This window comes from Paenibacillus lautus NBRC 15380 (genome assembly GCF_004000945.1).
Classification (GTDB): domain Bacteria; phylum Bacillota; class Bacilli; order Paenibacillales; family Paenibacillaceae; genus Paenibacillus_AQ; species Paenibacillus_AQ lautus.
The window spans coordinates 161407-178817 of sequence record NZ_BIMF01000010.1; the positions used below are offsets into that span (position 1 = coordinate 161407).

General features: G+C 47.0%; 20 protein-coding genes. 8 read left to right on the forward strand and 12 right to left on the reverse strand.

The features are described from left to right. Nucleotides 1-117: 117 nt before the first annotated feature. The 3 genes from dnaI to PLA01S_RS18530 form a co-directional block, all read right to left on the reverse strand. Nucleotides 118-1071, reverse strand: a complete 954-nt coding sequence (gene dnaI / locus PLA01S_RS18520) for a primosomal protein DnaI (protein ID WP_127593485.1) — start codon at nucleotides 1069-1071, stop codon at nucleotides 118-120. Between the two features lie 33 nt (nucleotides 1072-1104). Then, nucleotides 1105-2610 (reverse strand): replication initiation and membrane attachment family protein, encoded by a 1506-nt coding sequence (locus PLA01S_RS18525; RefSeq protein WP_127593486.1) that lies wholly within the window; start codon nucleotides 2608-2610, stop codon nucleotides 1105-1107. Between the two features lie 198 nt (nucleotides 2611-2808). Beyond that, the gene (locus tag PLA01S_RS18530; protein WP_036644784.1) at nucleotides 2809-3108 is read right to left on the reverse strand and encodes a YuiB family protein; all 300 of its coding nucleotides are present in this window, start codon (nucleotides 3106-3108) and stop codon (nucleotides 2809-2811) included. A gap of 250 nt (nucleotides 3109-3358) precedes the next feature. Between PLA01S_RS18530 and hemQ the strand changes: the two genes are divergently transcribed. Continuing rightward, entirely contained in the window at nucleotides 3359-4108 is a 750-nt protein-coding gene (hemQ, locus tag PLA01S_RS18535) for a hydrogen peroxide-dependent heme synthase (RefSeq protein WP_100539224.1), read from the forward strand. Between the two features lie 69 nt (nucleotides 4109-4177). Here the strand turns inward: hemQ and PLA01S_RS18540 are convergent, their stop codons facing one another. Beyond that, nucleotides 4178-4438 (reverse strand): hypothetical protein, encoded by a 261-nt coding sequence (locus PLA01S_RS18540; protein WP_076324835.1) that lies wholly within the window; start codon nucleotides 4436-4438, stop codon nucleotides 4178-4180. After that, on the reverse strand, nucleotides 4439-5632 hold the full coding sequence (locus PLA01S_RS18545; protein ID WP_076324836.1) for an NAD(P)/FAD-dependent oxidoreductase: 1194 nt from the start codon (nucleotides 5630-5632) through the stop codon (nucleotides 4439-4441). It abuts the gene before it with no gap. A 480-nt stretch (nucleotides 5633-6112) separates the two neighbouring features. Here PLA01S_RS18545 and PLA01S_RS18550 point away from each other — a divergent pair, with 480 nt between their 5' ends. Beyond that, entirely contained in the window at nucleotides 6113-7114 is a 1002-nt protein-coding gene (locus PLA01S_RS18550; protein ID WP_127593487.1) for an NAD(P)/FAD-dependent oxidoreductase, read from the forward strand. A 196-nt stretch (nucleotides 7115-7310) separates the two neighbouring features. Here the strand turns inward: PLA01S_RS18550 and PLA01S_RS18555 are convergent, their stop codons facing one another. After that, on the reverse strand, nucleotides 7311-7454 hold the full coding sequence (locus PLA01S_RS18555) for a sporulation histidine kinase inhibitor Sda (RefSeq protein WP_006212600.1): 144 nt from the start codon (nucleotides 7452-7454) through the stop codon (nucleotides 7311-7313). A gap of 298 nt (nucleotides 7455-7752) precedes the next feature. Next, entirely contained in the window at nucleotides 7753-8415 is a 663-nt protein-coding gene (locus tag PLA01S_RS18560) for a YheC/YheD family protein (RefSeq protein WP_127593488.1), read from the reverse strand. Nucleotides 8416-8636: 221 nt separating this feature from the next. On the opposite strand from PLA01S_RS18560, the gene PLA01S_RS18565 reads away from it, so the two are divergent. Next, on the forward strand, nucleotides 8637-8846 hold the full coding sequence (locus PLA01S_RS18565; RefSeq protein WP_071222401.1) for a hypothetical protein: 210 nt from the start codon (nucleotides 8637-8639) through the stop codon (nucleotides 8844-8846). A 94-nt stretch (nucleotides 8847-8940) separates the two neighbouring features. On the opposite strand, the gene PLA01S_RS18570 is transcribed toward PLA01S_RS18565, so the two are convergent. Beyond that, complete coding sequence (locus PLA01S_RS18570) at nucleotides 8941-9297, reverse strand: hypothetical protein (RefSeq protein WP_127593489.1); 357 nt, start codon at nucleotides 9295-9297, stop codon at nucleotides 8941-8943. A gap of 1031 nt (nucleotides 9298-10328) precedes the next feature. On the opposite strand from PLA01S_RS18570, the gene PLA01S_RS18575 reads away from it, so the two are divergent. Together PLA01S_RS18575 and PLA01S_RS18580 are read left to right on the forward strand one after the other, a co-directional pair. Beyond that, nucleotides 10329-10562 (forward strand): hypothetical protein, encoded by a 234-nt coding sequence (locus tag PLA01S_RS18575; RefSeq protein ID WP_164817465.1) that lies wholly within the window; start codon nucleotides 10329-10331, stop codon nucleotides 10560-10562. Between the two features lie 41 nt (nucleotides 10563-10603). After that, nucleotides 10604-11299 carry a hypothetical protein gene (locus PLA01S_RS18580; protein ID WP_127593491.1) on the forward strand — a complete coding sequence of 232 codons (696 nt, stop codon included), beginning with the start codon at nucleotides 10604-10606 and terminating at the stop codon, nucleotides 11297-11299. A gap of 353 nt (nucleotides 11300-11652) precedes the next feature. Here the strand turns inward: PLA01S_RS18580 and PLA01S_RS18585 are convergent, their stop codons facing one another. Continuing rightward, nucleotides 11653-12012, reverse strand: coding sequence for a HesB/IscA family protein (locus PLA01S_RS18585; RefSeq protein ID WP_076324840.1), 360 nt, complete (start codon nucleotides 12010-12012; stop codon nucleotides 11653-11655). Between the two features lie 398 nt (nucleotides 12013-12410). Here PLA01S_RS18585 and mqnE point away from each other — a divergent pair, with 398 nt between their 5' ends. Both mqnE and PLA01S_RS18595 read left to right on the forward strand, forming a co-directional pair. Beyond that, on the forward strand, nucleotides 12411-13517 hold the full coding sequence (gene mqnE / locus PLA01S_RS18590; protein ID WP_100539230.1) for an aminofutalosine synthase MqnE: 1107 nt from the start codon (nucleotides 12411-12413) through the stop codon (nucleotides 13515-13517). A gap of 157 nt (nucleotides 13518-13674) precedes the next feature. After that, nucleotides 13675-14733, forward strand: coding sequence for an NAD(P)/FAD-dependent oxidoreductase (locus PLA01S_RS18595; RefSeq protein ID WP_127593492.1), 1059 nt, complete (start codon nucleotides 13675-13677; stop codon nucleotides 14731-14733). A gap of 58 nt (nucleotides 14734-14791) precedes the next feature. Here the strand turns inward: PLA01S_RS18595 and PLA01S_RS18600 are convergent, their stop codons facing one another. After that, entirely contained in the window at nucleotides 14792-15040 is a 249-nt protein-coding gene (locus PLA01S_RS18600; protein ID WP_100539232.1) for a YuzB family protein, read from the reverse strand. 82 nt (nucleotides 15041-15122) lie between these two features. Here PLA01S_RS18600 and PLA01S_RS18605 point away from each other — a divergent pair, with 82 nt between their 5' ends. Then, nucleotides 15123-15368, forward strand: a complete 246-nt coding sequence (locus PLA01S_RS18605; RefSeq protein WP_006212609.1) for a NifU family protein — start codon at nucleotides 15123-15125, stop codon at nucleotides 15366-15368. A gap of 200 nt (nucleotides 15369-15568) precedes the next feature. Here the strand turns inward: PLA01S_RS18605 and PLA01S_RS18610 are convergent, their stop codons facing one another. Then, on the reverse strand, nucleotides 15569-16342 hold the full coding sequence (locus tag PLA01S_RS18610; RefSeq protein WP_127593493.1) for an SDR family oxidoreductase: 774 nt from the start codon (nucleotides 16340-16342) through the stop codon (nucleotides 15569-15571). 201 nt (nucleotides 16343-16543) lie between these two features. Next, complete coding sequence (locus PLA01S_RS18615; RefSeq protein ID WP_127593494.1) at nucleotides 16544-17386, reverse strand: MetQ/NlpA family ABC transporter substrate-binding protein; 843 nt, start codon at nucleotides 17384-17386, stop codon at nucleotides 16544-16546. Nucleotides 17387-17411: the final 25 nt, after the last annotated feature.

Consider the following 17411-nt stretch of genomic DNA (forward strand, 5'->3'; position numbering starts at 1 on the left):
TTGATGACTCCTTGTGCACAAATAAAAAGTCTGATCCTGCCGCGTTTCATACGCTAACGGGATCAGACTTTTTACAATTTAGGGGAGTTTGTCCATAGGAAGTTTTCGCTTGCCATGCTAGAATTTCCCTCTCTGGTTCTCGCCAAATAAATGAACGACATCCACAAAAGGCGCAATCCTGTTCATCAACCGCTGCCCTTTGTGAAGCTCCTCGCCATCCTTGCTCGTGAAGCTGAGATGCTGTTCAAGCCCGTCCAGCGGATAGTTCGATGTATAGAAGGTCGGCAGCCGGTTCATCCGGAAATTCAGGATGGAACCGAGGACATGATCCCGAACCCACGGGTTCAAATTCTCCGCTCCGATATCATCAAAGATCAGCAGATCGCAATGCTTCATCGTCTCCACCATGTCCTTCAGCTTCTGGCCGTCCTGCATCATGGTCTTCAGATCTTCCACAAAATCAGGCATATACACGATAACGCCCGAATGACCCGCTTTTGCGAGCTCATGCATCAGGTAGCCCATCAGGTAGGTCTTACCTGTACCAAACGAACCGGTGAGATACAAGCCGCGCGGGGACAAGCCATTCTCCTTCGTATCCCGGATGTATTTAAAGACCTGGTGCACCGCAGGTGCACGCAAGCGATCCTTCGCCATAATCTCCATATTGTCATAACCTTCGTTCAAGGCATGCTCATCGACATAAAAGCTGCGAATCCGTTTTTTGATCTGATCCTCATTGGTTTTCGCAATCTGCAGGGAACACGGCGCCTTCCGCTCATAGATCTCCACGGTTCCGTTCATCCGCTGGATATCCAGCTTGCTGAAATGCCCCTGGAAATCATTGGGACACCGGTCAAGACCGGGACACGCCTTGCAGTGGGTCTGATCTCCAGCATATTGATACAGTTTGCTTAAATTCAAACGTATAACCCGATCATCGATCTCCGGGTATTCGCTCCGCAATGCTTGAATCAGAGGATTCCTGATCAAATCCTCCGTAATCTGCTCGGTTCTGCGTCGGAGCGCAGGACTTTTCATGCTTTCCAGCAGTTCACCAAGGGACTCCATCTCTTGTTCCCTCCTCTCTTCAGCAGAATTTCTTTATCCGCCCTTCTTGTTGCCAGCCTGCATTTCTGCCGCAAATCGCATCATTTCCTCGAATTCCTCATCCGATACGGCCTCCGCCTGATCGGTCTCCAGAGCTACAGGAATTTCCGGCTTCACCTTTCCGCCTTTAGCGTATGTACGCGTACGTTGTGTGGTTGCCTTCTGCTTGCCTTTCATCTTGGCTTGATCACGTATATACTGAACAGCTTTCTCATAGCTGTTAACCTGCTTCAGCAGCATATTGGAAGCAATGGCCTCCACGAAATTACGGTTGATGCGCTGCTCGCCGCCTGCGGCCATGAGTGACATTAAATAATGAATGAGCACGTTGATGACTTCACCCGGCAGCTTGTAGCTCAAGTCGATCTTTTCGAAGATGTCCAAAAACTGCGCGGGAACCGAGCCCGGGAAGAAGGTCTGCAGCAGCCGGGTATAAGGCTCGTTGCGAAGCATCATATTATACTGGTGAATATCGCATTTCGATTGGAACTGAGCAGGAACCTCTACATAATATTCCATCTCTACCGCATGCTCCTGTGCCGGCTCTTCCGGATCGGCCGTCATCTCCTGATGCAAGGCAACGACCTTGCCCGCCGTAATCTGCCGCTTCTCCTGCATCTTCATTCCCTGCCTAAAGTGAAGACTGGCCTTATGCTGAAGATCATCCAGCACGACCTCGCCATGCTCGGTAAAGATGCCGTCCTCGTCCAGCAGGCGGCACAAATCCTGCGTGCTGAGATCGTATTTGCGCACCACGTAATTCACAATGCCCATCTGCTCATGGTCGTAGCGAAGACGCTCCACAAAGACCCGATTGCGGGATTCACGCGGGAAACGGAGAATAATATCCGCATAGTTCAGACCTTCACCTTGCGGATTTGGCGGCACCATGGACTTCCGTGACACCGCGACCTCTTCCAGCGCTTGCTCCAGTTCATAATCAATGACATGCGTGTTCAGCTCAAAAATATCATAAAAGGGAACCGAAATGTTCTCCTTGTTGAAGGAAATACCGGACCATTCAAGGGGTTCCTTGCTCCAAAGCTCTTCTCTTAACGACAGAACGGCGAATTTCCCCACCTTGTCGCGAAGCAGCAGCGTCAGATGCTGGGTGTTAAAGAACTCCGCTGGACTAAGCGGTGCTTGCAGCTCATATTCATAGATATGGTCATCCGTCTCCGGGACAAACATCCGGCTTGTCTGCAGTAAACCTACCGCTTCCAGCTTGGAGGTTTGCTCAATAAGAAAGCGGCGTCCTTTTTCACTAGGCTCAAGCCCTAATGTCAAAAACAATCTACGCTGCTGGTCAATAGCCGAGTAACCCACCTTCTCCACCGGCACATGCGAAACGAGAAGACGGTACAGACTGACAGCAAACGCGCCAACCATCGGTTGATAAATCGAACCAAGCATTTTGTCATCCAGGCCGCTTAAGCAGAAGTCACGGTATACGCAGTAACGGTGGTTCTCGGTAAAATGTAAAAAATTAGTCATGCGCATCGTTTATGCTCCCCCTGTCGCCCAAAAATAGACTTCCTCTATTCTATCATAAATCCATCGTTTCGAAGTCGGTTCTTTCGCATCAAAAATTCTGGAATTCGTGCGCCCGCCATTTGCATGCTTCCACAAATAATAAATGACGGCCCCCAGGTATTGCAGAGCCGCCATCAACACTACATTCAATTTGCGCCTATCGCGTTAAAACATTCTAAAGCCTTTAATACGCAATGTCTTAATGGTCCATCCGCTCAAGTAGGCACCGATCAGACCTGCAACTCCCGTTAAGTAATCCACCAGCTGGAATGATCCAACGTGAGTCCAGAACGACATTTGGCCCCGATCCCACAAGCTGTATACAACGACCGGCAAAATGACAATCACGAACAGAAAGCAAGGAAACCAGGTCGTCTTCATCAACATATTTAGGATAAAACCGATACCGAACATCATGACAAAAAACAAAATCATCAGCACGAGCACAGGAATAAATTGAAGCATGATCGCTGTTTTCACCTCTTCTTTATCACCTACGCGTAGCAGCTATTCTACTTTATTGCAGCAAGAAACAGCACACCAAGCTTTAGCTAATAGCTAGTTTACTAAAAAACATGTCACAGATCAACGAACAATCGTGAATACATTGTGTCGGCGTTTGCCCTTCCGACTGCGCTTACAGTACAATATAGGAAGTTAATGCAAGCGGTCATCCGCTTCAATTATAACGAACATAACGTTTAGGAGTGATCACATGAACGAAGCTGCAATGACGCTTGAGGGCTGGTATGCGCTGCATGATTTCCGCACCATCAATTGGCCGGCCTGGAAAGCTGCAGATGAAGAAGTACGTGCTTTTGCGCTGGACGAGCTGAATGCGTTCCTCGAGGAATGGGATGCCGTCGAAGCTGCCCAGCAGGGCAGCACAGCTGTATATACCATCGTCGGTCAAAAAGCCGATTTCGTATTCATGCTTTTGCGCGAGACGCTGGAAGAGCTGAACGCGATCGAGAATGCCTTTAACAAAACAACATTCGCCCAGTTCACCACCAAGGCTTACTCTTATGTAAGCATTGTCGAGCTGAGCAACTACCTGGCCGGCTCCTCCGATGAGGATCCGATGCAGAATCCGCATGTCATTGCCCGTCTGAAGCCGGCTCTGCCAAAATCGAAGCATATCTGCTTCTATCCGATGAACAAAAAGCGGGATTTGTCGGACAACTGGTACATGCTGAGCATGGATGAACGCAAATCGATGATGAAGAGCCATGGGATGATTGGCCGCGGTTATGCCGGCAAGGTCAAACAGATCATCACCGGTTCCGTTGGATTCGACGACTGGGAATGGGGCGTAACCCTGTTCAGCGACGACGCGCTTCAGTTCAAGAAACTCGTGTACGAAATGAGATTTGACGAAGTCAGTGCGCGTTTCGGCGAGTTTGGTCCTTTCTATGTTGGCAACCTGCTCGATCAGGCTTCATTTACAGATTTAATGAAGGTATAATTCCTTCTGCACATAAAAAGCATGTACACAAAAAGGGATGCTCTCATCATGAGAGCATCCCTTCTTCTATTACTCACTGTCGTCCTCATCTTGCTCTTGCTTGCGCAAGGTTTCAAGATATTCAGCCGTCGCCCGGTCCCGGGCACGTCCTTTATCCTTGAGCCGCTCAATAGCAGGAAGAATGAGAATGTCGACTTCCTGCTGAATGGTATAGGCCAGATCGTACCGCTCTTGCGACTCCAGATAGGAGCCGACCTCCATCAGCGCATTATAACGATCCAACTCATCTCTCGTGAGCAGCCCCCGTACTTGAACGCTGCAGTGTCTCATTTATAGAAACCTACCTTTTTTCAGGACGAGCGGAATTCCTCCAATAATGAAGAGGTAGCGCAGATCAACCAACTTTTTCAGCTGAGCCGCTTTCCATCCCTGATATTTCTTATCCCCGACAACCGCAATGCCTTCGCCCCGGCCGAGGGAAGCAACCGTGCCTTTATTATGGAACTCGAATTTGCGCATCGATTTGTCCCGAATCGCCGCAACGATATTTTGGGCACAGCACACGCCCTGCTGCATCGCCATTTGGGCGGTCGGCGGATAAGGTCTGCCTTCCTCATTAAAAATCAGGGAGTTATCGCCGATAATATAAATGTTCTCGTATCCGGGAGCACGCAAATATTCATCAACCTTGACGCGGCCTCTCATCGTTTCGAAACCGGCTGCTTCCACCAGACGGTTCCCGCGGATGCCGCCGGTCCATACCACCGTTGCCGCCCGGATCTCTTCGCCATTGTTCAGAACGACTCCGCCTGGCAGGCATTCCTTGATCGCAATGCCCATCTTGAAGGTAACGCCTTTCTTCTCAAGAACGTTCATGGCGTACTCCACCAGCTCCGGTGCAAACCCCGGCAGCGCGGCAGGCGCGGCTTCGACATTATAGATATTTACCAGCGTCGGATCGACGTCATATTCCTTGCACAGTCTCGGAATGCGGTCCGCCAGCTCGGCTACAAACTCGATGCCGCTGAATCCGGCGCCGCCAACCACAAAGTTAATGCGCTCTTGCGGTCTGCGTTCATTTTTATATAAAGCAAATTGATACTCAATATGCTCACGAATCAATCGTACCGAGTTGATGCTTCGGATTGTCATCGCATGCTCTGCGAGACCTGGAATGCCAAAGGTTTCCGGCTCTCCGCCGAGTCCGATGACAAGATAATCATAGGATAACGTTCCATCTTCAAGAATAACCTTCTTATCATGAAGGCGGATTTCCTGAACCGAGGATTTGACCAGGTCGATTTTGAATTCGTCTATCAACTTGGAAATGGATACCCGGGTGTTCTCAATGCTGTCTGTTCCTGCTGCCGGCATATGCAAATGCGTTGTAATATAATGATAATCATGGCGATTCACCAATGTAACATCGGCCTCATTATAATTCAGCTCTTTTTGCAGCCGCTGCGCTGTCAATATGCCCCCGTAACCCGCGCCAAGGATTACGATCTTCGGTATGCTGCTCATTCTATTGCTCCTTCCAGCTTACTCTTTATATATACAGTATGGTGCACATGTTAACATTCTGTGAAATTGCATCCAAAAAAAGAGAAGAGCCCTTATCAGAGCCCGTTTCATCATTTGACCTGATGGTTCATTAAGGTTCAAACATAGCTGAAACACTAAGGTTTCCCTTACTGTTGCACCAGCTGACAATATATAGGACTACCCTGTAATGAACACAAGTTATCACGTTAATCATATGCATAAACTATGCAAATATCAAGAATTTTTTTGCCATATAATGTGCAAATGATTCCGCCATTTATCCCCTTACTTGCTAAGTAAGCGCATCCATTCCATTGTTAGGTATTTTAACTCATTTCTCGTCTTTTCATGCCGGTTCGGGACGATTATAATAGGTAAGGAATTCTTGAATCAGCTTTATCCGGACAAGAACGTCTGTCTGATTCGAATATAAACTCATTTTATGGAGGTGCTTACCGCATGACAACGATGCCACAAGACAGCAATATGACGGATCTTTTGATTATCGGTGGCGGACCTGCAGGTATGTTTGCTGCTTTTTACGGCGGAATGCGCCAAGCTTCGGTAAAACTTATCGAGAGCATGCCTCAGCTTGGAGGCCAATTGGCTGCGCTGTATCCTGAGAAATATATTTATGACGTAGCAGGCTTTCCGAAAGTAACCGCTCAAGAGCTTGTGAATAATCTGTCGGCCCAAATGGAGCTCTTTAAAACGGACATTCGTCTTGAAGAGAAAGTACAGGCTGTCGAAAAACTCGAAGAACGTCATTTTGTCGTAAAAACGAATCTGGGTGAACACCACGCCAAAGCTGTTATCATTACTGCTGGTGTAGGAGCGTTCCAACCTCGTCGACTGGAGATTGAAGGGGCAGAAGCATACGAAAAGACCAACCTTCATTATTTTGTCAACGATCTCAGCCGCTTTAAGGGCAAGAAGGTTCTCATCAGCGGCGGCGGCGACTCCGCGGTAGACTGGGCGCTCATGATCGAGCCGATCGCCGAGCAGGTTACACTGGTTCACCGCCGTGACAAATTCCGTGCCCATGAGCATAGCGTTGAGCAGCTAATGGCATCGAAGGTGAATATCGTTACGCCAACCGAAATCACTGAATTACACGGTGAGGACACGATTACGAAGGTTACGCTTTCGCATATTAAGACTAAAGAGACGCAAGAGATTGAAGTGGACGATGTCATCGTCAATTTCGGGTTTGTGTCCTCCCTCGGTCCGATCTCCGAATGGGGCATCGCCATCGAAAGCAACTCCATTGTGGTGGATTCCCGTATGGAAACAAGTATCCCGGGTATTTTTGCAGCCGGCGATATCACCACCTATCCGGGCAAGGTCAAACTGATCGCTGTTGGATTTGGTGAAGCACCTACCGCCGTGAACAATGCCAAGGTTTACTTCGATCCTGAAGCCAGATTGGCTCCGGGCCACAGCAGTAACATGAAATTGTAAGGACATTTAGGATTTTAACTTCATATACATCTATATTCATAGAAAAAAAGGTATCTTCATTCCGAGGGGGTTGCGCCGCCCCGGAATCGAAGATACCTTTTCTATTCTTCAAACCATATGTAGAACTTGGTTAAAAGCTCCCACATTATATACGTATCATGTCGTAATTTATCTATTCTATATACGAAAAATCTGATTAATGCAGGATGCTGCCGGAATCGGTGTCCAAGTTCCGTTTATGAATTTCGGCTAGCAGTAGAGTGATGAACTCTCGCTCCAACTTCAACTCAACAGCCATATGATAGGAATCGAGAAGCATCTCATCCGTCAACATAGCCATCCCTCTCACACCCCTTCCTCAAATTTCCTGAGTCTATCATATCAGACATGCTAAAACGGAACAACTGTTCGCTTATCCACAACCTCTTGTGGAAATCCTGTGTATAATTTGTTGGTAAGTGTAAAAAACAGGGTCATATCAAAGTGGATTATGGGGATAAATGTTATACACAGGATATGGGGAAAATCTACTATAAAAAAAATTGATCAATTATAATATCGGTAGATTGTGGTTATTTTTTTATTACCCTATTAAAAAATCATATAAACGATTTCATTTGGGATTATTAAACAAAAATTCAGCCTGGTCTTGTATTAACCTCCAAAATCCAAATCTTGCCCTCGTTGTCTAATCCGTAATCAAATCCCAATTCCCCGATCCCTGGAAAATGGGATTCCAGTATCGCTATGCACAGTCTGGTTACGTGGCGCATTTCATTGCGCTTTTCCCTTGCATTAATATGGGGCAGTGACAGCCGGAGTGCAGGACCACAACGAAGCAGCGTCCCCCCTTTACAAATATTCGTCACGAAAAGCCCTGGGCTCGCGAGCCGCCCAAGCATGGCCCGGAATACCCATCTCCCTCGATCCTTGACTACCTTTACACGGTAATCCAGCGGACGTCCCTGAATTTTAGCCAAATGAATCCCCTGCTGTATCATATAGCGCCGTCTCAGTCTCATTCTGCTCAATACGTATAACAGGGAATTCAATGTATCTACATGAACAGTACGCCTCTTATGGGTTACCAAGTATCCCGTTCCGTCCTTCTGTATTCGGATGACTCCGTTACCACCGGTTCCTACAATCGGCTTGACCACGACCGTTTCGTGTTCGGCCAGCATTGAGACCAGGGTATCCCCTCCATACGGCTGGGTAGCCGGAATGTAGGGAGCAACCTGCGGATCGGTCAGCAGCGCTTCCGTCTTCAGCCACTTGCTGGCCAGTTGTCTTCCCGCCATGCTGCTTTCGCCTCCTTTTATTCATGACATACGTTATCCTATTCCCCTATCCGCACTTTGTCTTGGATGATTGTCCGTGACGGTATGCCTAATAATTGGGGTTCTTGCGGCCTCACGGCAGCCTCCCTTTGCAAATGATGGGATCTATCGTATAGTAAGAACAGAGCTTTGTCCGTAATAAAACCATCACCATGGATACCTATAAAGGAGGCTTTGTCACCTTGGCAGCATTGTTTGAAATATTGTACTGGATTGCCATTGTCGGCATGTCGGTTGCCCTAGCAGCCATCACCGTTCTTATCTTTGTCATGGGCTTCAAGTTCATCAAGGATAAGCGCAGAGGGCTCGGAGCGGGCTGCATCGTATTTTCGCTTGTGGCCGCCGGCATGATTGTGCTGATGCTGAACGATACCTTCTTCTTTCCGGTTTGAACGGATAGGTAGAACCCCAAAAAAGCAGCCTCCCCTTTACACGGAGTTGGCTGCTTTTTTGGGGTTCTTGGGAAAGGAAGCCTAACCATCGTGTTTATTTATTGGATGGTTCTCTAATTTTTATTTTATTGACCGTGATTTTCTCGGGGTCATATTGGTCTCCTTCTGCTTTACTCTCAACTTCTGCGAAGACCACATCACCGACATGATAAGTTTCAGCATTTTTTACCGGTAACCAAAAGCCATCTACATAAATACATGCTTCCTTTAGATTTATCTCTTCAACGGTCCCTTCAATATGGAAGAGATTCTTCTCTCCCGCGCATCCTACTAATACCAAGAATATGAGTAACCGTGCGATCACCTTATTTCTCATGAGCAGGATTCCCTGTTTTTCATGCGATGTTTCGGTCAAAGAGAAAATTGTGCTTTGAAGTGTTGATTCATTCATACAACGAGGGGAAACCTAATAATCATAAGTCGATATAATCACACGAACTAAGGATCGGATCAGAAATACAGGACACGTATTTCTTTGCCGAAGCAAAGGTATAGTGTACAATAGTGAAAATTAAAAATCATAAATTTATACTGACCTGTAAAAACATATCAATTAGAATGGAAGAAGGTTCCTTTACCTCAAGAGAGGAGGAAGATAATGTTTATTGATAAGTTGCTAGGAGTTTTCGGAGGATTGTGTAGCGTTGTGATTTATATTATCGTTTGTTTTTTCAACCCTACCGAAATGTTGAATTGGGGTACTATTACGATCTTACTCTTTATGTTATTTATCCCTGGTTGTTTGGCAGTTTTTTCGGCCATAGTACGTAGAAGAGGACTCATGCTAATTTCTATAGTTTGGTTGTTACCGGTAGTTCTTTATTTCTCTGGGGGAAATGGAGTATATAGATATACATGGATTATAATCGTCTTGTTATCTGTTAGCTTCATCTTAATGAACTTTAAGAAACCGACTACCCATAGTAGGTAGTCGGTCAATTTCACTTAATATATTTCGATTGTACTCCACAACAATAGTTCGCCTTCACCAGTTATGTCCTGAATCGCATCATAGTCAAACCCAGCATTGTTTTCTCCCCAAACATAGACATTATGAGTAACCCATGTTCCTTTATTATGGTCACCAAAATCATAATTATGAAAACTCCCATACGCTGCTTGTCCTACTGCAGTGCCATCTTGCCTATCATTTCTCCATGATTGTTCAAGATCAACATACCAATTAGTTTCGAGTGGAGTATTTTTAACAGCCCAAGTTGCAGATCCGCCAGTACTATACGCAGGATAACCATTCTGTGAATACCAGTATAGCAGAGCTTTTGTATAGACAATATCCCAATTCGCGGGATCTTTTGTTAACAGCGCCAGTATCCGCTAAATCGCATATTTCCTCTATAGCAAATATTACCTAGTTCTGATAGACTATCTTTGTCATATTATCACATAATTGGGGGAATCATGTTGAAGAAGCCGGTTTATAAAAAATGGTGGTTTTGGGTGATTATAGCCGTTATTGTAATGGGTGCGTTAGGCAGTTCGATGGATGAGTCTGAAGAAAAGACTAACCCAGTAGTAAAAAATGAGACTGCTTCAGAGAAAAAAACTGTTGACGCATCGATAATAACCAAGAAAAGAAGGATATTGCAGAGCCTACCGATGAAGAATGGCAGGCAAGTTATAAAGATATACTACTAAGTGAAGCAAGGACTTATATTGAACTTACCGTAAAAGGTACAATGTCCAAGGAAAGACTTGAATCAGCTAACGGAGTTCTTAAACAGCAAGCAGAAAAAATAACTGGACCAGATAAAGAAAAATTCAATGAATTGGTTACGGCTGTTGAAAGGGAAAACCTCAAAGAAGCAAAAAGACTTTACATATCACTTGGCGGTGAAGATTTCGAGGAGCTGAAAAAGGTACCTGCACCTAAAAAGACCGAATCCAAAGAGAAAGCTGAGCAAAGCTCAAAACGAGGCGATATTGGAATGGATGTTGAAGGTTTCCGTAAAGCGTTTAATTCTACAGCCAAGAATCTAAACTTGATAGACATGACACTTGGAAAATTGAAGGTTCAAGATGGCGCGGTACAAGATGTCTTTACTTATAAAATTAGCGACTATGTTTACCTTCAAGGGAGTATTAATAAATCAGATGGAAGTGTGCGGGAAGTGACGATGGTAGGTGCTGGGGATGGGACTGCCCAGTCAGGCACAGATATATTGGTAACCATTGGATTGTTGATCGCTTCTACTAACCCAGATTTAACAACAGAGGAGCGCGCTGGGGTGCTTCAAGATCTCGGTTTGCTCTCGGAAGGCGTTGACATTTCACAAATCAACCAGTCGACTAAAAGAAATGGTATCAAATATACAATTAAGGGATCAAAAGAATTAGGAGTTTGGTTCATAGCCTCAGATGCTAATGAGAAGTAAAAATCATACCCTACTAGGAACGTGCTAGTGGGGTCTTCGTTTATTGTAACCCTCAAACGCTAACCGCCCGTAGTGTTTGGCGTAATCGGTCAGCGTCCGGGCTCCGTTTGGTACACGTCTCTCGCGTTTCTTTAATGACATAAAAAAAGACCTCCATAGCGTAAATCTACGCAATAGAGGTCGTGATCCACAATCCACAAACACCATTTTTAGGATTGTTAATGTACAAGATTCGGGATTGATAACGTTCAATTTTGACCCGTTATCCGCAATTCCAAACGTCCGTTCGCGCATTGGCTTCCGTGACGGCTTCCGTTCAGATCAACGGATTAAAAACCGCGTGGTTACGCCAATTAGCAAGGCTCTTCGTTCGGTTTGCCCGCATCCGTTGCCGTACGGAATGACGAACCGCAGCCGCAAGTTACGGTCGCGTTCGGATTGTGGATGGTGAAGCCGCCGGTCATGCCGGATTCCTCAAAATCGATTTCCAGGCCGTTCAGGTATTTCAGATCGTCCTTCTCGACAACGACCTTCATATCCTGCAGATCCATATATACGTCAGCTTCCGTTTCATTATCGTCAAAGCCCATTGCATATGAAAAACCACTGCAACCGCCGGCAGTGACACCCAGTCGAAGGAACATATTGGGCGTTTCCTGTTCAGCAAGCATTTCTTTTAAACGTTCTGCAGCTGAGTCGCTGATTGTAATCATAGGTCACCCTCCTTTTCGTTCACTCTTTAAGTATACTCCTCTTCGCGAATTCGCTCAAGGTTGTTATGATGGCTTTTGATATGTAATCAATAACCTATTTTCAATTCCTCTATTTGTGTTGCTACCCTGAAGGGTCAGGTTTATAATAGGGAAGGAACATGGGCGGCAACTGTTGGATAATTGTCACATACCCCGGTTAAAAAGCGGCAAAGGTTATGGCTGGTCCACAGTTGTATATTTTTTCACAAACTTATTTAATTATTCAGCCCATTATTGAAGTTTGTGTTTGTTGTTATACCACTATAAACGGACCGTTCCCTTACGGGAGTGATTCACTTTATGATCGCTTTTTCTGCTGGATCTTCTATGCAGGTCAAGTGTGAACAGGAGGATTGAACATGTCCACAATTGTGACACCATTTACCGATCAGAGAATGGCCGAGATCGTTGCGAAAGTCCAAAGCGGCGAACGCCTGAATCTTGAAGACGGTGTGTATTTGTATCAAACCGATGACCTGCTGACCCTCGGGCAGCTGGCTAATGAAGCCAATTTGCGCAAGAACGGGAAAAAAGTTTACTTCATTGAGAACATGAGTCTCTATTTCACGAATGTATGCGAATCCCACTGCGCTTTTTGCAATTTCCGGAAAGATCAAGGTGAGGAAGGCTCCTATACCCTGTCCGGCGCTGAGATGATCGAGTATGTCGAACAGCATATTCATCCCGGCATTCGTGAATTTCACATCGTTGGCGGACATAATAACCATGTGCCGTTCCAGTACTATGTAGATTCCCTGAAGGCATTGAGCGAGCGATTCCCGGAAGTAACTCTGAAAGCCTATACTGCGGCGGAGATTGAATTCTTCACTCGGATTAGCGGCCTTAGCACAAAGGAAGTACTCCAAGAACTGCAAAAAGCAGGTCTCCAATCCTTAACAGGCGGCGGCGCCGAAATTCTGTCTGACCAATATCGTCAGAAGATGAAGGTGGACAAAGCCAACGTGGATCAATACCTCGACGTTCACCGTACCGCACATAAGCTTGGTATGAAGACGCACACCACCATGCTGTACGGATCGATCGAAAGCCATGAGGACCGGATCCGCCATATGCTGCAAATTCGGGAACTTCAGGATGAAACCAATGGATTCATGGTATTCATTCCGCTGTCCATGCAGCCGAAGAATAAGAATGCAGGCATCATGCGCCGCAACTCGGCCTACGAAGATTTGAAAACCATTGCCATCAGCCGTCTGATGCTCGATAATATCGACCACATCAAAGCGTACTTCATTAATATCGGGCCGCAATTGACTCAAGTTGCTCTCAGCTTCGGCGCTTCCGACGTCCATGGTACGATCCTGAAAGAACGTATCAGCCATGCTGCAGGAGCTTTAACACCGGAAGGGCTGACACGCAAAGAGCTCGTCTGGCTCATTCAAGGCGCAGGCCGGATTCCGGTTGAACGCGATACCTTCTACAACGAGATCAAGGTTTACGAATAAGTCTTATCAGCAGGGATTTAAGCAAACGAGAGACGTTCCAAAAAACGGAAAACAGGTTAAAGAGATAATATAGCGTGGGTAACCTAAGCCGCTTCCAGCGGCGTTTTTCTTGCGAATCGGCGCTCACCTTCTTATCTCTTGAGAAAGGAAGAAATTTATGAAAAAGCTCGTCATTCTCGGCGGAGGCTATGGTGGTCTTGCCCTAATTCAAGAATTATTCAGCAGCTATCTTCCTCCGGACGTGGAGGTCGTGCTCATCGACCGCATGCCGTACCAAGGACTCAAAACCGAATATTACGCGCTGGCAGCAGGCACCGTGGCCGATACCGCCGTTCGTGTTAAATTCCCGGTGTATGACCGCCTCCAAATTGTATATGGTGAAGTCACATCCATTGATCTGGAGAAGAGGCTTGTTAACCTGACGAACAACGATCCCGTGGAATACGATCAACTCGCCATTGCTCTGGGATGTACGGACCGTTATCATGGCGTACCGGGCGCTGAAGAATTCACGTTCAGCCTGCAATCTTTCTCTGCATCCCGGGAAACCTATTTGCACCTGAACAACCTCAGACCTTATGGTCATGTTCATATCATTGGCGGAGGCTTAAGCGGCATCGAACTCGCTGCCGATCTTCGTGAAAGCCGGCCTGACCTTAATATCGCCATCTTGGACCGGGGACAGCGGGTACTTTCTTCTTTTCCTAACCGTTTGTCTGCTTATATTCATCGCTGGTTTGAGGAACACCATGTGGATATCCACAGCGGTGTTTCCGTATCCCGAGTCGAGAAGGACGCCGTGTACAATCTGGATGTGCCTATCGCAACCGACTTGGCTGTATGGACGGCGGGCATTCAGCCCGTAAAGGTCGTACAGGATCTCGATCTGCCAAAAGACCGCAGCGGACGCATTCTGCTGAACGAGTGGTATCAGGTTCCGTCCCATCCGGAAGTATATGTGATCGGCGACTGCGCCAGCCTCCCGTTCGTCCCGAGCGCGCAAGCGGCCGGGGCTCAAGCCGAGCAAGTGGGACATGTCATGAAAGCTATATGGCGTGAGGATACGCCAAAGGTATCTCCGCTGAAGCTCAAGGGAACCCTCGGCTCCCTCGGCAAACATGCAGGCTTTGGACTCATGGGCAGCACTTCGGTGCTGGGCCGGGTACCAAGGATATTGAAGAGCGGTGTTCTCTGGAAATCCAAGCGTCACTACTAGCTCCCAGCAGGTTGCAGACGCTTTGTTGCTCCTTACGGAATATGCCAGGTATCCAGCGTCAGCTTTCCTCTTCGCTGTCCTGAAAGCTTTCGAGCCTAGCTTTGACAACGTCAAGCAGCTCTTCAGCCGTAGGGGCCTCGACCCATTCGCCATCCACATAAGCGAAGGGCATCAGGTAGCACTGGCCGCAGCTGGTCAGACAGCCGTATTCGATCACTTGACAATCGTACTCGGCTTCAAGCGTCTGCAGAACTTTATCCGTGCCGAAATAGGAATTGCTTGTGCAAAACTCAATGATAATGGACATTGTTATAAGACCTGCCTTAAGATTGGCATTTTATTTTGCCGGTTTATGTACTATAATATAGGGAGGAAAGGAGTTGAACAAGATGAGTGAAAACACGCAAACCACTGTATATGATGAAGTGGCTGAAGTGCTTGATAAACTTCGTCCGTTCCTGCAGCGCGACGGCGGTGACGTGGAACTGGTTGACGTTGAAGACGGCATCGTTAAGCTGAAATTGATGGGTGCATGCGGCAGCTGCCCTAGCTCCACCATTACTCTGAAGGCAGGGATTGAACGCGCCCTGGTTGAAGAAGTAGAAGGCATTCAAGAAGTAGTTCAAGTATTCTAAATCTTCTTTAACTATAAAGAGTCTTGGTTCCCTCGTGGAATCAAGACTCTTTTTTTTGAGATTAAAGAATGTATAAGTTTTCAGCGAAGCGTAAGCAATTCTTTAATCGCATTTATATGTTTTGGGGTCCCCTCAAAGTATTTGGAATAAGCATCGGAAGCATAGGCTCCACTTTGTGGAGCTATTTAAAGAATGATATGTTATTCCGGTTTAATCAACGGGCGGATCGGGTCCAGTCCGCCGGATATATCCATAATATTGCCGGTAATGAAATCCGACTTATCCAGGCATAAGTATTCGATCACTCTCGCAACGTCTTCCCCGCTTCCCGATCGTCCGCGCGGGGTCAGCCCATCTTGAATGCCTGACACTTCATCGATGGTCTTCTCTTTATTTGCTCCGCGGATGTCCCCCGGACATATCATATTCACGGTGATTCCATACGGTGCTTCTTCCACCGCAAGCGTCTTCGTAAAGGAAACCAGGCCCACCTTGGCAGCCGCGTAGGCTGAACGTTGAGGCCACGCGCGGGCTTCTCCGGCATGTCCGAAACCGAAGTGGATGATGCGTCCCCACTTTTTCTCCCGCATGGCTGGCAGAACGCGGTGGTCCAGCAGCATGACGCCGGTTAAATTGCCATTCACCATATGTACGATTTCGTCGCGGCTGTACTCTGAGAACAGACGACGCTCCCGAATGAACGGTCCCGCATTATTAACAAGAATATCGATGCCGCCCAGCCGCTCCTCCGTCTGATCGACCAATGAATACAGCTCACGTTCGCTGGCGATATCGGCTTTAATTGCAATGGATTTCACGCCAAACCCCTCAATCTCACGGGAAAGCGCCTCCGCTTCATCCTTGCTGTTTACATAATTTATAGCCAAATGACATCCCTGCCGGGCTAATGACAAAGCCGTCATTTTTCCCAAACCTGTCGCACTGCCTGTAATCAGCGCCACTTTTCCCTTCAAGGCTTTCCCTCCTCAGATGGATATCCTTCCTTCAGTATAAAAGATTTGATAAGGCCTAACAACTTGCAACCCGGCAGAGATGGGCGTAGAGACAAAAAAAGAAAGGGCATATCCGTCAAGACCGATAAGTCTCTTTGGATAATGCCCTCTCTTAAAATACGAAGAATTTATATTCAGCATGATCGAGCTTTGGAACTCGAATTAGAATGCCGGGATGACAGCACCTTTGTACTCTTCTTCAATAAAGGTCTTCACGTCCTCGGAAGTCAGCGCCTTCGCCAATTTTTGAATAGCGTCGGAATCCTTGTTGTCCGGACGGGCTACCAGCAGGTTGGCATAAGGGTTCTCCTTGTCTTCGATAAAGAGCGCATCCTTTGTTGGGTCCAGTCCCGCTTCAAGCGCGTAGTTCGTGTTGATGACAGCCAGATCCAGCTCATCCAGCATACGAGGCAGCATGGCGGCTTCAACTTCCTTGAACTCCAGGTTCTTCGGATTTTCCACGATATCCTTGGCGGTAGCTTCAAGCTTGGTTTCATCATTCAGCTTAATTACGCCGTTCTTGGACAGCAGCGTCAATGCACGGCCAGCATTAGAAGGATCATTCGGAATGGCTACAACCGCTCCATCCTTCAGGTCATCCACAGATGTAATGGTTTTGGAGTACGCACCCAGCGGCTCCACGTGAACGGCAATCACGGACTCCAGGTCCAGCTTGCGCTCTTTGATTTGGTTATCCAGGTAAGGCTTGTGCTGGAAGAAATTCGCGTCGATTTCTTTGGAATCCACTTGCGTATTCGGCAGCACATAATCCGTGAATTCTACGATTTCCAGGTTTACGCCCTCTTTTTCAAGCGCAGGTTTGATATGCTCGAGAATCTTGGCATGCGGTGATGGCGAAGCCCCTACTTTCAAGGTTACGGTCTCTTGACCGCCGCCTCCCGTTGTTCCCCCTGGCTCGGATGCGTTATCCGCAGGCTTGCTTCCGCATGCAGCCAGCACCGTAACCAGGGTCAAGCTGATCAATGCTAATGTCCATTTTTTCATTCTAAAACTCTCCCTCCGAAAAATA

Excerpts from the sequence above, each read along its gene's own strand:
- dnaI (WP_127593485.1), bottom strand. The coding sequence starts at position 1,071 with ATGGAGTCCCTTGGTGAACTGCTGGAAAGCATGAAAAGTCCTGCGCTC.
- PLA01S_RS18525 (WP_127593486.1), bottom strand. The coding sequence starts at position 2,610 with ATGCGCATGACTAATTTTTTACATTTTACCGAGAACCACCGTTACTGC.
- PLA01S_RS18530 (WP_036644784.1), bottom strand. The coding sequence starts at position 3,108 with ATGCTTCAATTTATTCCTGTGCTCGTGCTGATGATTTTGTTTTTTGTC.
- hemQ (WP_100539224.1), top strand. The coding sequence starts at position 3,359 with ATGAACGAAGCTGCAATGACGCTTGAGGGCTGGTATGCGCTGCATGAT.
- PLA01S_RS18540 (WP_076324835.1), bottom strand. The coding sequence starts at position 4,438 with ATGAGACACTGCAGCGTTCAAGTACGGGGGCTGCTCACGAGAGATGAG.
- PLA01S_RS18545 (WP_076324836.1), bottom strand. The coding sequence starts at position 5,632 with ATGAGCAGCATACCGAAGATCGTAATCCTTGGCGCGGGTTACGGGGGC.
- PLA01S_RS18550 (WP_127593487.1), top strand. The coding sequence starts at position 6,113 with ATGACAACGATGCCACAAGACAGCAATATGACGGATCTTTTGATTATC.
- PLA01S_RS18555 (WP_006212600.1), bottom strand. The coding sequence starts at position 7,454 with ATGGCTATGTTGACGGATGAGATGCTTCTCGATTCCTATCATATGGCT.
- PLA01S_RS18560 (WP_127593488.1), bottom strand. The coding sequence starts at position 8,415 with ATGGCGGGAAGACAACTGGCCAGCAAGTGGCTGAAGACGGAAGCGCTG.
- PLA01S_RS18570 (WP_127593489.1), bottom strand. The coding sequence starts at position 9,297 with ATGAATGAATCAACACTTCAAAGCACAATTTTCTCTTTGACCGAAACA.
- PLA01S_RS18580 (WP_127593491.1), top strand. The coding sequence starts at position 10,604 with ATGTCCAAGGAAAGACTTGAATCAGCTAACGGAGTTCTTAAACAGCAA.
- PLA01S_RS18585 (WP_076324840.1), bottom strand. The coding sequence starts at position 12,012 with ATGATTACAATCAGCGACTCAGCTGCAGAACGTTTAAAAGAAATGCTT.
- mqnE (WP_100539230.1), top strand. The coding sequence starts at position 12,411 with ATGTCCACAATTGTGACACCATTTACCGATCAGAGAATGGCCGAGATC.
- PLA01S_RS18595 (WP_127593492.1), top strand. The coding sequence starts at position 13,675 with ATGAAAAAGCTCGTCATTCTCGGCGGAGGCTATGGTGGTCTTGCCCTA.
- PLA01S_RS18600 (WP_100539232.1), bottom strand. The coding sequence starts at position 15,040 with ATGTCCATTATCATTGAGTTTTGCACAAGCAATTCCTATTTCGGCACG.
- PLA01S_RS18605 (WP_006212609.1), top strand. The coding sequence starts at position 15,123 with ATGAGTGAAAACACGCAAACCACTGTATATGATGAAGTGGCTGAAGTG.
- PLA01S_RS18615 (WP_127593494.1), bottom strand. The coding sequence starts at position 17,386 with ATGAAAAAATGGACATTAGCATTGATCAGCTTGACCCTGGTTACGGTG.